This window comes from Achromobacter sp. SX5 (genome assembly GCF_056711425.1).
Window position 1 is genome coordinate 875,735 of sequence record NZ_CM160041.1, and the last position, 14,949, is coordinate 890,683.

Here is a 14,949-nt window from a genome sequence, read left to right on the forward strand (position 1 = left end):
GGCGGAAATTGCCGGACGCCCGAAGGTGATACGCTTGCTATGCAAGCAGAAAGACCGGGAGGGGCCATGGCTGCCAAAGTTTCTACTGTCATGTCATCGGGAGGCGCCAGCAGCCGGCGGGGCCCTCCCACGGATCAGGCCGGGCCGGCCCCCGGCCGCGAGCGCCGCCTCGACGTCCACGTCTACATCGCCGATTCGGGCGCCCTGGCCACGGGCCGCGCCTGGGAGCGCTGCGTCTGGCGCGAGGCCCGCGTCCTGATCGCCGAGTGCCCCGCGCCGCACCTGCCCGTATCGGTCGAGAACGCCTTGCGCGCGGTCGCCGCCGACGTGGCGCGCGACCGCGGCTGGCAGGGCATGGGCACGGTGGCTTTCGCGCTGGACGACCGCAGCGGCGTGTTCCGCGTGATCGACGCCGAAGCCCGGGCGCATGCCGGCGCGGCGGTCGCGGACTGCGAGCCGGTCGCCGCCCACGCGCTGGAAGTGCGCATCGACGGCTGCGTCGACCGGCGCCTTCCGTGCACGCGGCTGCTGGTCTGCGGGGCGACCCGCGGCGAGGCCCTGCGCCGCGCCTACCGCGCCCTGTCCGAGATGCCCGGCCCCGCGGGCGTGGACCGCGCCTTTCTGATGAACCGCATCGCCTCGCGCGCCTTCTGCTCCGGCCTCACGGGCACGCGGCTGGACCAGGCGGTAGGCTAGGTCGCGCGGCGCGTCAGCCCCTACAATAGTCCGCAGATTTCCGTATCCCGCGACCGGCGGACCGTGCCGGCGCATTCCATGGCGCATTCCATTCATGCGGCGCGTATGACTTTGCTGAGCGATCTACAGTCCCTGCTGGGCCCTGCCCACGTCCTGACCGGCGCCGACGCCGATTCCTACGTGCTGGACTGGCGCCGCCGCTACAAGGGCGCGGCGCTGGCGGTGATCCGCCCGGGCTCCACCGGGGAAGTGGCGGCGGCGGTGAAGCTGTGCGCCAGGCATGGCGTGCCGCTGGTGCCGCAGGGCGGCAATACCGGGCTGTGCGGCGGCGCCACGCCCGACGCCTCCGGCACGGCCATCGTCCTTTCCACCGCCCGCCTGACCGCCGTGCGCGCGCTGGACACCGACAACGACACCATCACCGTGGAGGCCGGCTGCGTGCTGCAGGCCGTGCAAGAGGCCGCGGCCGCGGCCGACCGGCTGTTTCCGCTGAGCCTGGCCGCCGAAGGCAGCTGCACCATCGGGGGCAATCTCGCCACCAACGCCGGCGGCACGCAGGTGCTGCGCTACGGCAACACGCGCGAGCTCACGCTGGGCCTGGAAGTCGTGACGCCGGACGGTGAGATCTGGAACGGCCTGCGCGGCCTGCGCAAGGACAACACCGGCTACGACCTGCGCGACCTGTACATCGGCAGCGAGGGCACGCTGGGCATCATCACCGCGGCCACGCTCAAGCTGTATCCCCGGCCGGTGGCCTCGTGCACCGCGCTGCTGACGCTGGACACCCTAGACGGCGCCGTGGAGCTGCTGTCGCGCGCCCGTGCCGGCTTCGGCGCCGCGCTGACCGGCTTCGAGCTCATGAGCGGCGCCTGCCTGCAGGCGGTGGTGCGCCTGTTCCCGCAGCAGCGCCTGCCGTTCGAGGGCGATTCCGCGGCCTCGCCGTGGTTCGCCCTGCTCGAACTGTCCGACAGCGAAAGCGAGGCGCATGCGCGCGAACGCTTCGAAGCGGTGCTGGGCGCGGCCATCGAGGACGGGCTGGTCAAGGACGCGGCCATCGCCGCCAACGTGGCGCAGAGCAGGGCGCTGTGGCACCTGCGCGAAAGCATTCCGCTGGCCGAGGCCGAACTGGGCAAGTCGGTCAAGCACGACGTGTCCATCCCCATCTCCGCCATCGCCGGCTTCGTGCACAAGACCAACGGCCTGCTGCAGGCGCGCTTTCCCGGCGTGCGCCACGTGGTCTTCGGCCACCTGGGCGACGGCAACCTGCACTACAACGTGGCTCATGCGCCGGGCCAGACCGAAGCCGAACTGCTGGCCCTGCAGGGCGAGATCTACGAGGTAGTGCACGACAGCGTGCACGCCCACCACGGTTCGATCAGCGCCGAGCACGGCGTGGGCCAGCTCAAGCGCGACGAGCTGCCCCGCTACAAGAGCCCGGTGGAGCTGGCCCTGATGCGCAGGATCAAGCAGGCGCTGGACCCGCGGGGCCTCATGAATCCAGGCAAGGTCCTGCAGGCCTAGAAGAGAACCCCGACCATGGCAGCCAGTCCCGCAGCGGGCGCGAATTGCAGAGTCCTGATCGTCGAGGACGACCCTGTCATCGCCGGCAATCTGTACACCTTCCTGGAAGCCCGAGGCTTTCTGCCGGACACGGCCTATTCCGGGCCGGCGGCGCTGCAGCGGCTGGCGGAACAGCGTTTCGACGCGCTGATCCTGGACATCGGCCTGCCCGGCATGGACGGCAACGCCGTGCTGCACACGCTGCGCAACGAGCGGCGCCTGGCCCTGCCGGTGCTGATGCTGACCGCGCGCGACAGCCTGGAAGACAAGCTGGCCGGCTTCTCGCACGGCGCCGACGATTACCTCACCAAGCCCTTCGCGCTGCTGGAGGTCGAGGCGCGCCTGCTTGCGCTGATCCAGCGCGCCCAGGGCTCGACCGTGGATTCGGTGCGCACCTTCGGCCCGCTGCAATACGACACCCGCAGCCGCGAGGTGTCGGTCCATGGCCAGCCGGTGCATCTGACGCGCAAGGCCGGCCTCATCATCGAAGCATTGCTGCGCGATCCGGGCAGGGTGGTCTCGCGCGAGGAACTGGAATCGGTGCTGTGGGGCAACGAGCCGCCGTCCTCCGACGCGCTGCGCAGCCAGGTGCACCTGCTGCGCCGGGCGCTGGCCGACGCGGGCTTCGACGGCATCGAGACCATACACGGCACCGGCTGGCGCCTGTCGCTGGACAACGGGGCGGCGCCATGACGCCGGCCGCCGGCGGCACCCTGACCCAGCGGGTGGTATGGGCGCTGACCGGCACGGTGGCGCTGTTCGTGACCGCGCTGGCGCTGCTGGCCTACCTGACCTTCGACCAGATGGAAGACGATCTGGTCAACGACATTCTCAACACCGAAATGGACCGGCTGGTCCAGCATGCGCGGGTCAGCGACGGCTTTCTGCCGCGCACGGGCGTGCGCGAGCTGGGCGGCGCCATGCGCGCCTGGATGAGCGTGGACGGCAACCGCCCCGAAGGCATTCCCGAGGAAATCCTGGCGCTGGACAGCGGCCTGCACCTGATCGAGCCCGGCCCCTACACCTGGCACGTCATGGTGGCCGACACCGGCCGCGGCAAGGTCTACCTGCTGTACGACGCCACCGACAACGAAGAGCGGGTCCACGACTTCGGCCTGATCGTGCTGGGGGTGGGCGCCATCTGCGTGGTGGGCGCCTATGCGCTGTCGCGGCGCGTGGCCGCGGTCGCGGTCAGCCCGCTGCTGGACCTGACCGACCGGCTGGCGACCTGGGCGCCGGGCGCGCCCGACATGGCCGTCACGCGCGACGACGAGGCCGGCCGCCTGATCGAGGCCTTCAACCGGGTGCAGAACCAGGTCGACCGCTCCATCGCCCGCGAGCGCGAATTCGCCGGCAACCTGAGCCACGAAGTGCGCACGCCGCTGGCCGCGATCCGCTCGGACAGCGAGCTGATGCTGCTGACCCAGACGCTGACCCCGGACCAGCGCGAGCGCCTGGCGCGCGTGGTGAACAACGTGGACGACGTCATCGTCAGCCTGGAAAGCGCCCGCGCGATGGCGCGCGACCAGCTGCGCGAGCCGGAGCCCGTGGACCTGGCCGCCTGCATGGAGGACGCCTGGCGCGGCTACGAGGCCCAGGCGGCGCAGGCCGGGCTGCGGTTCGACAACCGGATCGCGGCCGGGCACGTCCGCACGCTGGACCGCTACGCGCTGCTGACGGTGCTGCGCAACCTGGTGCGCAACGCGATGGAGCATGCCGCGCCGGCCACGCTGACCGCGCGCCTGGCCGGCGACGGCGGGCTGGAATTGGCCGACGACGGCAAGGGCATCGCCGCCGACGACCTGCCGTTCCTGTTCCGCCGCTACTACAGCGGCCGCATGCGGGATGCGGGCGGGGGCGCGGCCGAGGAGACGGCGCGCGGGCTGGGCCTGGCGATCGCCAAGCGCGTCTGTGACATGCAGGGCTGGTCGCTCGGCGTCGAGTCCGCCCGCGAGGGCCAGGCGCGCGGCACCCGCTTCATGTTGCGCTTCGAGGACACCGGCGAGGGCGAGGGGGCCGCGCAGCCCCGAATTTGACGAAATTTCGACTTTTGGCGGCTTACGCTTTTCGTTTGCCCGAAGCTCCTTCCGTCCTCGACCATGCCGCCCCTGACGTTGCCCGCGCTGCGCGCGCCGACGGCCGCCTCATACCTGTTTACCCACGTCATCGCCGTGACGCTGGCGCTGGCCGGCCTGGCCTGGTGGGCCAACGCCTCGGGGCTGGACCTGCGCATCGCCGCCGCGCTGTTCGATCCGGCGCTGGACGACTTCCCGCTGCGCGCCAACCGCTGGCTGGAACTGATCGGGCACCGCATGGTGCTGGCCCTGCCGATCGGCGTGGCGCTGGCCGCGGTGGCGGTCGCGGCGGCCAGCTACCGTATCCCCGCATGGCGGCGCTGGCGCGCGCCGGCGCTGGCCGTGGCCGCCACCTGCCTGGCGGGGCAGATGCTGGTGCAGGCGCTGAAGCACCACACCACGCTGCCGCGTCCCTACGACCTGGACACGCTGGGCGGCTACACCCCCTATCCGCAGCACTGGTGGACCTGGGCCCGCGCCAAGGCCGGCGGCGCGCTGCCCAGCGGCCATGCGGGCGCGGGCTATTCGATGCTGGTGCTGTATTTCGCCGGCTGGTCGCTGGGCCGGCCGGCCCTGCGCTGGTGGGGGCTGGCCGTCGGCATCGCCGCCGGGCTGGGGTTTTCCGCAGTGCGCATCCTGCAGGGCGCCCATTTCCTGAGCCAGACGCTCTGGTCGGCGGCGCTGCTGTGGCTGCTGGCGGCGCTGTTCTTCTATCCGCTGATCGTGGGCCGGCGCGGTGGCGGCCAGGCCTGACCCCGGTTGTCGTACAACCATTTCCCCGACCGTATAATCGACAGGCGCGGTTTTTTCAGCGCCTCGCGTTGTGCAACCGCTTCCGGATTCTTCTGATGAACGCTCCCGTCGAACCTCCCGTCCTGCCGCGGCGCCGCCCGCGCAACCTGGCCCAGGGCCTGGTCGAAAGCATCGGGCAGCGCATCCGCGGCGGCCAGATCCGGCCGGGCGACAAGCTGCCGACCGAAGCCGAAATCATGCGCGAATTCGGCGTCAGCCGCACCGTGGTGCGCGAAGCCCTGTCGCGGCTCCAGGCCTCGGGCCTGGTCGAGACCCATCATGGCGTGGGCACCTACGCGCTGGAGCCCAGCGGCGGCGGCGATTTCCGGGTGGACCCGGCCGACATCGCCACCGTGCGCGACGTGCTGGTGCTGCTGGAATTGCGCATCTGCCTGGAAAGCGAGGCCGCCAGCCTGGCCGCGCTGCGGCGCAGCGACGCCCAGCTGCAGGAGATGCGGCGCGCGCTCGATGCGTTCAAGGGCGCGCTCGACGGCGGCGGCGACACGGTCACGCCGGATTTCCAGTTCCACCTGCTGATCGCGCAGGCCACCGACAACCGCTACTTCGCCGACCTCATGTCCCACCTGGGGGCGGCCATCATCCCGCGCACCCGCATCAATTCGGCGAAATTCGCGCACGAGGACCGGGCCGCCTACCTGGCGCGGGTGAACCTCGAGCACGAGGACATCTACAACGCCGTCCTGCGCCAGGACGCCGAAGGCGCGCGCGCGGCCATGCGCACGCACCTGAGCAATAGCCGCGAACGGCTGCGGCGCGCGCAGTAGGGCGGCGCCAAACCGCGTTAATCTTGCCCGTCTTCTTTTTTCGACCACGAGGCCGCATGGTTCTGCTCGGCATATCAATCAAGTTCGTTTTCATCGGGCAGGCTCTCCAGGGCCGGGAGGCGGTTGCATGCGCCGCCTGACGCTACGTTTCATCATTGCCATCCTGGCGCTGCTGACGCTGTCGCGCCTGGGCCTGGCCTTCTGGATGTGGGACCGGGTGCAGGCCGCCGGCGGACTCGGCCCCCTGCTGCTGGGCGGCCTGCGCATCGACGTGTGCCTGATGTCCATGGTGATCGCGCTGCCCGCGGTGCTGTCGCCCTGGTTCGGGCACCGGCCGCTGGCCGCGCGCATCACGGCCTGGTGGTTCCGCGTCTGGTGGATGCTGTACGTGCTGCTGGAAGTCTCCACGCCGCAGTTCATCGCCGAATACGACACGCGGCCGAACCGGCTGTACTTCATCTACCTGCTCAACCCGAAGGAAGTCGGGTCCATGCTTTGGCAGGGCTACAAGGGCGTGCTGTTCACCGCGCTGGTGGTGCTGGTGCTGGCCGCGTGGATCGCGGTCAGGCTGTTCCCGACCCGCGCCCGCGATCCTTTCATGGCGTGGTGGAAGCGGCCGCTGGCTTCGTTCGTGATCCTGGCGCTGGTGTTCCTGGGCGCGCGCGGCACGCTGGAGCACCGGCCGATCAACCCCGCCAAGGTCGCGTTCAGCTCCGACGCGATGGTCAACGCGCTGGCGCTGAATTCGCTTTACAGCGTGTTCGACGCCGCCTACCGCATGCGCGACGAACGCTCGTCGGCCGCCATGTATCCCAGCATGCCGGTCGACGAAATGAACGCCATCGTGCGCGAGAAGGCCGGCATGGCCGGCGCGCCGCTGGACCCGCGCTATCCCAGCCTGCACGAACAAAAGGCCACGGTGCGCCGCGACAAGCCCCTGAACGTGGTCATCATCCTGCAGGAAAGCCTGGGCGCGCAGTACGTGGGCAGCCTGGGCGGGCGCGACCTGACGCCGAACCTCGACCGGCTGGGCAAGGAGGGCTGGATGTTCCACCGCGCCTACGCCACCGGCACGCGCTCGGTGCGCGGGATCGAGGCGGTGACCACGGGCTTTCCGCCCAGCGTGGCCGACGCGGTGGTGAAGCTGCCGCGTTCGCAGACCGGCTTCTTCACGCTGGCGCAGCTGCTGGGCAAGCACGGCTACCGCTCGCGCTTCGTGTACGGCGGCGAATCGCACTTCGACAACATGCGCGCCTTCTTCCTGGGCAACGGCTTCGATGAAATCGTGGACCGCTCCAAGTTCGTGGACCCGGTGTTCGAAGGCTCGTGGGGCGCGTCCGACGAAGACATGTTCAACCAGGTCGACCGCCTGCTGCGCGCCGACGGCGACAAGCCGGTGTTCACGCTGGCGTTCTCGGTCACCAACCACTCGCCCTGGGAATACCCCCCCGGGCGCATCGCGCCGGTGGGCGATCCCGCCACGGTGGACAACACGGTGCGCTACGCGGACTGGGCGCTGGGGCAGTTCTTCGACAAGGCCAGGCAGGCGCCGTACTGGAACAACACCGTGTTCCTGGTGATCGCCGATCACGATTCGCGCGTCTACGGCTCGATTCCGGTGCCGGTGCGGCATTTCCAGATCCCGGCGCTGATCCTGGGGGCGGGCATCGCGCCGCGCCAGGACCAGCGCCTGGTCAGCCAGATCGACATGGCGCCCACGCTGCTCTCGCTGATCGGGCTGGACAACGTCAACCCGATGCTGGGGGCGGACCTGACGCAGCGCGATCCGAACCGGGCCATCATGCAGTACGCGGACAACTTCGGTTACCTCCAGGGCGACAAGCTGCTGGTGCTGGAGCCGTCCAAATCGCCCAAGGAATTCCGCTACGAGGCCGCGCCGGTGGGCCGCGACGAGGTCTACGAGCCGGTGCTGCCGGCGGACCCGCAGCTCACGCGGGAAGCCCTGGCGCACGCGCTGTGGGCCAGCTGGGCCTATCGCGAAGAGAAATACCGCCTGCCCTGAGGCCGGGTCGGCCGGGACGGGGCGCTGCCCCATGCCGGCCGGCTTGATCGCGCGCAAGCCGTTTTTCGCGCGCCGGCCGCACACTGGCGTCCATGCATATTCCAGACCATTCCTCAGCGGACCGCTCCGCGGACCCGGCCCGCACGGCCGATCTCGCCGACGCGCTGCCGCGGCGCATGTCCCGGCGCCGTCCCTTGCCCGTGCCGCGCGGCCGGCTGGCCTGGCTGACCGGCGTGGTCAGCGTGGCGCTGCTGGCCGCCAGCACGCTGTTCTGGTGCCTGCTGCTGTTTCCGGTGGCGCTGCTCAAGCTGCTGCTGCCGTTCGCAGCGGTCAGGCGGCTGGTCGATCCGGTGCTCAACGCCATCGCCACCGCCTGGGTGTCGTGCAACGCGGGCTGGCTGGCCTGGATACAGCACGCGCCCTGGGACGTGCGCGGCAACGCCGGGCTGCGCTATGCCGACTGGTACTTGGTCAATTGCAACCACCAGTCCTGGGTCGACATCTTCGTTCTGCAACGCACGCTGAACCGGCGCATTCCGCTTCTGAAGTTCTTTCTCAAGCAGCAGCTGATCTACGTGCCGGTGATCGGGCTGGCGTGGTGGGCGCTGGATTTTCCGTTCATGAAGCGCCACGGCAAGGCCGAGCTGCGCCGCAATCCGGCGCTGGGGCGCGAGGACCAGGAAGCCGCGAGGCGCGCCTGCGCCAAGTTTTCGCTGGTGCCGACCAGCGTGATGGTATTTGCCGAAGGCACGCGCTTCAGCGAAGCCAAGCGCGTCGCGCAGTCCTCGCCGTACCGCCATCTGCTCAAACCCAAGGCGGGCGGGCTGGCGGTGGCGCTGAACGCCATGGGCGCACGCTTCCGCTCGATGATAGACGCCACCATCGTTTATCCCGAGGGCATACCCAGCTTCTGGGATTTCGCCTGCGGCCGCGCCGGCCCCGTGGCCGTGCGCATGAGGCAGCTGCCGGTGCCGCCGGCCTTCTGCGAGGCCGACTATTCCCGCGACAAGGCCTTTCGCGCCACCTTCCACCATTGGCTGGGGGAGCAGTGGCAGGCCAAGGACGACGAGATCGAGCGGCTGATGGCGCGCCGCCCCGACTGAGCGCGCGCGCCGCCGCCTTCGATTACATGCGCGCCGGCAGCACGGTGCCCGAGCTTTCGCCAAAGCCGATGCGCGGATAGCCCGCCTTCACGCATTCGGCGCGGATGATGATCTGGTCGCCGTCCTGCAGGAAGGTGCGCTTTTCGCCCCAGGGCAGCTCGATCGGCGTCTTGCCGCCGTTGCTCAGCTCCAGCAGCGAACCGGCCTCGGACGGCTGCGGACCCGACAGGGTGCCCGTGCCCAGCAGGTCGCCCGGCTGCAGGTTGCAGCCGTTGACCGTGTGGTGCGTGACCAGCTGCGCCACGTTCCAGTAGGCGTCGCGGAAGTTGCTGCTCGACAGTTCGGCGGGCGGCAGTTGTTCGGCGCGCGACTTGTCGGTGGCCATCAGCACGTGCATCTGCACGTCGAAAGCGCCCTTGGCGCGGTTGGCGTCGGACGACAGGTAGGGCAGCGGCTGCGGTTCGGACGGGCCGCGCACCCATTGGGTGCGGAACGGCTCCAGCGCTTCCATGGTGACGACCCAGGGCGAAATCGTGGAGGCGAAGTTCTTGGACAGGAAGGGCCCCAGCGGCTGGTATTCCCAGGCCTGGATGTCGCGCGCCGACCAGTCGTTCAGGATGCACAGGCCGAACACGTGCGATTCGGCATCGGCCAGGCCGATACGCTCGCCCTGGGGATTGCCGGTGCCCACGAAGATGCCCAGCTCCAGCTCGTAGTCCAGGCGGGCGCAGGGGCCGAACTGCGGCGTTTCGCCTTCGTTGGCCGGGCGGGTCTGGCCGACCGGGCGCGGGAACTTCTGGTCCACGCCGATGCTGGAGGCGCGGCCGTGGTAGCCGATGGGCACCCACTTGTAGTTCGGCAGCAGGGGATTGTCGGGGCGGAACTGCTTGCCCACCGCGGTGGCGTGGTGCACCGAGATGTAGAAGTCGGTGTAGTCGCCGATGCGCGCCGGCGTGGCGTATTCCGCGTCGGCCTGGGCCACCAGCAGCGGCTCGACGGTGGCGCGCAGCGCCGCGCCTTCGCGCAGCGCGCGCGACAGCGCCAGGCGCAGCGCGCTCCAGTGGGCCTGGCCCAGCGCCATCAGCCCGTTCAGGCTGTCGCAGGCGCAGGCGGCCAGCGCTTGCGCGGCCTGGCCTTCGAAGGGCTGCTTGGCGGCCAGCGCCGACAGGTCCAGGATCTGGTCGCCGATGGCGACGCCCACGCGGAACGGCTCGGCCGAGCCCTTGCGGCGGAACGACGCGTAGGGCAGGTTCTGCACCGGGAAATCCGAGACGCCCGTGTTGGCGCTGGCGACCCAGCTCTTCAAGGACGGGTCGTGGGTTTCATTGATGGGGGTAGTCATGGCTGCGTGTCTCTCTGTGTAGTGATGGGGTGGCCGTGGCCGGACAAATGCCAAACGGCGATGCGCTTGCGCGCATCGCCGCATACGGGGAAAACCGGAGCTTTCCCGTCACGCCTTGCTGGGGTCGAAGTGCTTGGCCAGGCCCTGCCAGCAGCGGTAATAGTCGCCCTGCAATTCTACCGAGGCCAGCGCCTGTTCCGTCGGGCGGATCACGCGGCGCGTCTCGAACATGAACGCCATCGTGTCGCGGATGTAGTGCGCCTTGCCGGTGTCGGCGTGCGAGGCCTTCTCGAAGGTTTCCGCGTCCGGCCCGTGGCCGCTCATGCAATTGTGCAGGCTGGCGCCGCCGGGGGCGAAGCCGTCGGCCTTGGCGTCGTAGACGCCCTGGATCAGGCCCATGAATTCGCTGGCGACGTTGCGGTGGAACCAGGGCGGACGGAAGGTGTTCTCCATGGCCAGGATGCGCGGCGGGAAGATCGCGAAGTCCATGTTGGCCGTGCCCGGGGTGTCCGAGGGCGCGGTCAGCACCGTGAAGATCGACGGGTCCGGATGGTCGTAGCTGATCGAGCCGATGGTGTTGAAGTTGCGCAGGTCGTACTTGTACGGCGCATGCGTGCCGTGCCAGGCCACCACGTTCAGGGGCGAATGGTCGATGGCGGCGCGCCAGAAGCCGCCGGTGAACTTGGCGATCAGCTCGAAATCGCCTTCCACGTCCTCGTACCAGGCCACCGGCGTCTTGAAGTCGCGCGAGTTGGCCAGGCAGTTCGAACCGATGGGGCCCAGTTCGGGCAGGCGCAGCGCCGCGCCGAAGTTCTCCAGCATGTAGCCGCGCGCCGAGCCGTCCAGCAGTTCGACGCGGAAGCGCACGCCGCGCGGGATGACCGCGATTTCCAGCGGCTCCAGGTCGATCAGGCCGAGTTCCGTGGCCAGGCGCAGGCGGCCCTGCTGCGGCACCAGCAGCAGCTCGCCGTCGGCGTCGTAGAAATAGCGGCCCTGCATAGAGCGGTTGGCCGCGTACAGGTGAATGCCCACGCCGCCCTGTTCGTCGGGGCCGCCGTTGCCGCCCCAGGTCTTGATGCCTTCCAGGAAGTCGGTGGGGGCTTCGGGAATGGGCATCGGGCTCCAGCGCAGCTGGTTCGGCGTCACCGGACCGTGGCCGAAGGCGCTGAGCCAGCCCGCGGCGCCGGCGTAGGGCTCGAAGGGTTTGTGCTGCGCGCCAGGACGGATGCGGTAGAGCCAGGAGCGGCGGTTCTCGCTGCGCGGCGCGGTGAAGGCGGTGCCCGACAGCTGCTCGGCGTACAGGCCGTAAGGGCATTGCTGGGGCGAATTGCGGCCCAGCGGCAGCGCGCCGGGCAGGGCCTCGGTGGCGCAATCGTTGCCGAAGCCGGTCTGGTATTGCAGTTCCATTGAATCCTCCTGGGCGGCGGCGCGGTGCATGGCCGCGCGGCCTGTTTCAGAGACAAGCCCCGCGGCGCGGCCGAGGGGCGATACCTTATTGTCGGAAAAAAACCCTCTTGCGGCTACGGGAATGTAAAAATAGAGACTATAAATTTTGTGAATAACAGGAACCCTCATGGCCGAGCTGCGCGACGTCGATCTGAACCTGCTGCTGCTGTTCCAGCACCTGCTGGAGGACCGCAACCTGTCGGCCGTGGCGCGCCGCATGGACCTGTCGCAGCCGGCGGTCAGCAACGGCCTGCGGCGCCTGCGCGAAGCCTTTGGCGACGACCTGTTCGTGCGTACCGGACAGGGCATGCTGCCCACGCCGCGCGCGCAGCGCCTGGCCGGGCCGGTCAGCGAGGCGCTGACCGTGCTGTCGCAGGCGCTGCGCGACCAGGAAGTGTTCGACGCCGCCACCAGCACGCGCCGCTTCCGGGTCGCGATGACGGACGTGGGCGAGATCCATTTCATGCCCAGGCTGATGGAGGTCTGCGTGCAGGTCGCGCCGCACGTGCGCATCGACTCGGTGCGCGTGCAGGGTCCGGACCTGCCGCGCGAAATGGAATCCGGCCGCGTCGACCTGGCAATCGGCGCCTTCGACGAAATGGGCGCCGGCACGCTGCAGCGCATGCTGTTTCGCCAGGGCTACGCCACGCTGTTCCGCCAGGCGCACCCGACCGCGCACGCCGGCATGGGCATCAAGGCGTTCCGCGCCGAGCGCCACCTGATCGTCTCGCGCGCCGCGCCCTATGGGCAGGTCAACCAGTCCATGGAGCGCGCGGGCGTGGACCTGGCCGAGCATTTCAGCGTCCCGCACTTTTCCGCGGTGCCGTACATCGTCAGCGCCACCGACCTGCTGGCCACCGTGCCCGAAAAACTCGCCGCCAGCGCCGCGCCGCCTTTCGGGTTGCGCTTCATGACGCCGCCGATAAAAGTGCCTGCGCTGCAGACCAATATGTACTGGCAGCGCAGGGTGGACCGGGACAGCGGCAACCAGTGGCTGAGGGGGGTGATCGTGGATACGTTCGCGGTGGGGCGGTGAGGGGGGTGTCTCTTGCCACGAAAGGCGGCGGCTGGCGCCGCCTGATGGGTTTCGCGCGTTCGATGATTGGGTTCTTGGCTATGGATTCTCGCGCTGCACCCATCCTACGGGGCGACGGACGCGCGGGCGTGTTGTAGCGCTTCGCGCAGCACGGCCATGTCGCCCAGGTGGTTGGCCAGCAGCAGGATCAGCGCGGCGTTCAGTTCCTGGCTTTGCTCGTTGCTGAGGTCGCGGTGCGTGTCGATCAGCGCTTCGTAGAAGTCGTCCGGCGCGGGCAGGTTGGTTTCGGTAATCAGCATGATGTGTGGCCCCAGGAGTTCAGGCGCGGCCGGTGGCGCGGTTGACGGCCGCGGCGACGGCGGCGGCATCGAAGGCGCGCCAGCGCGCCGCGATGTGCTGGTCGGGTCGGATCAGGTAGGCGGTGCCGGGCTGCGCGTCGTAGCGCTGGCCCAGGCAACCCTCGCGGTCGATCACCGCCGGCAGCTCGCCGGGCAGCGCCGACAGGTCGCATTGCGGGCCGGCCACCAGCACGGCCTTGACCGGCACCGGCGCCAGGCGCAGCGCCTGCAGGGCCTGCAGCGTGTCGCGGCCGGGCAGGGCGTCGCCGCAGAAGAGCGCCAGCACGAACTCGCCGTCCAGTTGTCCCAGCCACCAGTCCGGCGCGCCGCGCGACTCGACCGGCGCGTCCAGCGCCACCGCGCCCGGCACCATGCGGCCGGAGAAGGCGTCGGCGTCCGGCGTGTTCAGCGGCGAGCCGGCGTACGTGGCCGGCAGCGACAGGCGGCCGCTGTTGACCAGCGAGCGCGCGAAGGGATGGGTCTTGGCCAGGTTCAGCACGGCGTTGCGGAAGCTGCGGCTGACGTCGCTCTTGGGCGTGATGAAATCGGTGGCGCGCGAGGAGTTCAGGATGTTCTCGTCGGCGGCGTATTCGCGTTCGACGGCGTAGCTGTCGATCAGCGTTTCGGGCGCCCGGCCGGCCAGCACCAGCTTCAGCTTCCACGCCAGGTTTTCCGCGTCCTGCACGCCGCTGTTGGCGCCGCGCGCGCCGAACGGCGAAACGCGGTGCGCCGAGTCGCCGGCGAACACGATGCGGCCGTGGCGGAACTTGTCCATGCGCTCACAGGCGAAGGTGTAGACGCTGACCCATTCCAGCTCGAAACCCGTGTCCGGGCCGAGCAGGGCGCGGATGCGCGGCAGCACGTTCTCCGGCTTGACGGCCTCGACCGGGTCGGCGTTCCAGCCCAGCTGGAAGTCGATGCGCCAGACGTTGTCGGGCTGGCGGTGCAGCAGCACGGACTGGTTGGGATGGAAGGGCGGGTCGAACCAGAACCAGCGTTCGGTCGGGAAGTCGGCCTGCATCTTGACGTCGGCGATCAGGAAGCGGTCGCGGAAGATGCGGCCGTGGCTTTCCTGGCCGATCAGCTTGCGCACCGGCGAACGCGCGCCGTCGCAGGCCACCAGCCAGTCCGCGTGCAGCCGGTAGGCGCCGTCGGGCGTCTCCACGCTCAGCGTCACGCCGTCCTCGCCGTGTTCCACGGCCACGACCTTGTTTTTCCAGCGCAGCTCGATGTTCGGTTCCTGGCTCGCCTGCTCGTACAGATAGCCTTCGGCGTAATACTGCTGCAGGTTGATGAAGGCCGGGCGGCGGTGGCCGGGTTCGGGCAGCAGGTCGAAGCGCCAGACTTCCTGCTCGCGGAAGAAGACCTTGCCCACGTTCCACGACACGCCTTTGTCCATCATGCGCTGGCCCACGCCCAGGCGGTCCCAGATCTCCAGCGTGCGCTTGGAAAAACAGATGGCGCGCGAGCCGGTGGACAGGCGGTAGTCGTCGTCCAGCAGCACCACGCGCACGCCCTGGCGGGCCAGGTCCAGCGCCGTGGTCAGCCCGACCGGGCCGGCGCCCACGATGACGACCCGGTGCCGCGCCAATTCGCTGGCTTCCTGGTCGGCGTGCTTTTCATAGGCGAACTCCATCGCCTGGAAATCGATGTCTCCCACGGTTGTCTCCTGTGTGGGTCGTTTTGCTTTTATGCGCGGCATCGGCGCGCCGCGCTGCGGCGCGCTGTACCGGTTCCTGCGATGGCGGGGCCG

Annotated in this window: 13 protein-coding genes; 9 read left to right on the plus strand and 4 right to left on the minus strand. The window is 69.6% G+C overall.

The window, feature by feature from the left end; translation table 11 throughout:
- Positions 1 to 66: 66 nt before the first annotated feature.
- The 8 genes from AC1M14_RS04010 (at position 67) to AC1M14_RS04045 (ending at position 9,034) form a co-directional block, all read left to right on the plus strand.
- Positions 67 to 696, plus strand: coding sequence for a BPTD_3102 family carboxylase-like protein (locus AC1M14_RS04010; RefSeq protein WP_102774007.1), 630 nt, complete (start codon positions 67 to 69; stop codon positions 694 to 696).
- Between the two features lie 105 nt (positions 697 to 801).
- Positions 802 to 2,217 (plus strand): FAD-binding oxidoreductase, encoded by a 1,416-nt coding sequence (locus tag AC1M14_RS04015; RefSeq protein ID WP_479731038.1) that lies wholly within the window; start codon positions 802 to 804, stop codon positions 2,215 to 2,217.
- A 15-nt stretch (positions 2,218 to 2,232) separates the two neighbouring features.
- A complete protein-coding gene (locus AC1M14_RS04020) occupies positions 2,233 to 2,949 on the plus strand; it encodes a response regulator transcription factor (protein ID WP_102774006.1) in 717 nt (238 codons plus the stop codon).
- Positions 2,946 to 4,292, plus strand: coding sequence for a sensor histidine kinase (locus tag AC1M14_RS04025; RefSeq protein ID WP_479731039.1), 1,347 nt, complete (start codon positions 2,946 to 2,948; stop codon positions 4,290 to 4,292). The genes AC1M14_RS04020 and AC1M14_RS04025 overlap by 4 nt, the downstream gene beginning before the upstream one ends.
- Before the next feature lie 63 nt (positions 4,293 to 4,355).
- Positions 4,356 to 5,084, plus strand: coding sequence for a phosphatase PAP2 family protein (locus tag AC1M14_RS04030; protein WP_209164507.1), 729 nt, complete (start codon positions 4,356 to 4,358; stop codon positions 5,082 to 5,084).
- Positions 5,085 to 5,179: 95 nt separating this feature from the next.
- Positions 5,180 to 5,908 carry a FadR/GntR family transcriptional regulator gene (locus AC1M14_RS04035; RefSeq protein ID WP_102774003.1) on the plus strand — a complete coding sequence of 243 codons (729 nt, stop codon included), beginning with the start codon at positions 5,180 to 5,182 and terminating at the stop codon, positions 5,906 to 5,908.
- Between the two features lie 127 nt (positions 5,909 to 6,035).
- The gene (locus AC1M14_RS04040) at positions 6,036 to 7,931 is read left to right on the plus strand and encodes an LTA synthase family protein (protein WP_479731040.1); all 1,896 of its coding nucleotides are present in this window, start codon (positions 6,036 to 6,038) and stop codon (positions 7,929 to 7,931) included.
- 200 nt (positions 7,932 to 8,131) lie between these two features.
- A complete protein-coding gene (locus AC1M14_RS04045; RefSeq protein ID WP_102774180.1) occupies positions 8,132 to 9,034 on the plus strand; it encodes an acyltransferase in 903 nt (300 codons plus the stop codon).
- A gap of 22 nt (positions 9,035 to 9,056) precedes the next feature.
- On the opposite strand, the gene fahA is transcribed toward AC1M14_RS04045, so the two are convergent.
- On the minus strand, positions 9,057 to 10,376 hold the full coding sequence (gene fahA / locus AC1M14_RS04050; RefSeq protein WP_102774001.1) for a fumarylacetoacetase: 1,320 nt from the start codon (positions 10,374 to 10,376) through the stop codon (positions 9,057 to 9,059).
- Between the two features lie 108 nt (positions 10,377 to 10,484).
- Positions 10,485 to 11,783: a homogentisate 1,2-dioxygenase gene (gene hmgA / locus AC1M14_RS04055; RefSeq protein WP_102774179.1), complete on the minus strand. Its 1,299-nt coding sequence runs from the start codon at positions 11,781 to 11,783 to the stop codon at positions 10,485 to 10,487.
- 166 nt (positions 11,784 to 11,949) lie between these two features.
- Here hmgA and AC1M14_RS04060 point away from each other — a divergent pair, with 166 nt between their 5' ends.
- A complete protein-coding gene (locus AC1M14_RS04060) occupies positions 11,950 to 12,858 on the plus strand; it encodes a LysR family transcriptional regulator (protein ID WP_102774000.1) in 909 nt (302 codons plus the stop codon).
- Positions 12,859 to 12,962: 104 nt separating this feature from the next.
- On the opposite strand, the gene AC1M14_RS04065 is transcribed toward AC1M14_RS04060, so the two are convergent.
- Together AC1M14_RS04065 and AC1M14_RS04070 are read right to left on the minus strand one after the other, a co-directional pair.
- Complete coding sequence (locus AC1M14_RS04065) at positions 12,963 to 13,157, minus strand: DUF2783 domain-containing protein (RefSeq protein ID WP_168202182.1); 195 nt, start codon at positions 13,155 to 13,157, stop codon at positions 12,963 to 12,965.
- Between the two features lie 19 nt (positions 13,158 to 13,176).
- Complete coding sequence (locus AC1M14_RS04070) at positions 13,177 to 14,856, minus strand: FAD-dependent oxidoreductase (RefSeq protein WP_209164505.1); 1,680 nt, start codon at positions 14,854 to 14,856, stop codon at positions 13,177 to 13,179.
- Between the last annotated feature and the right edge of the window lie 93 nt (positions 14,857 to 14,949).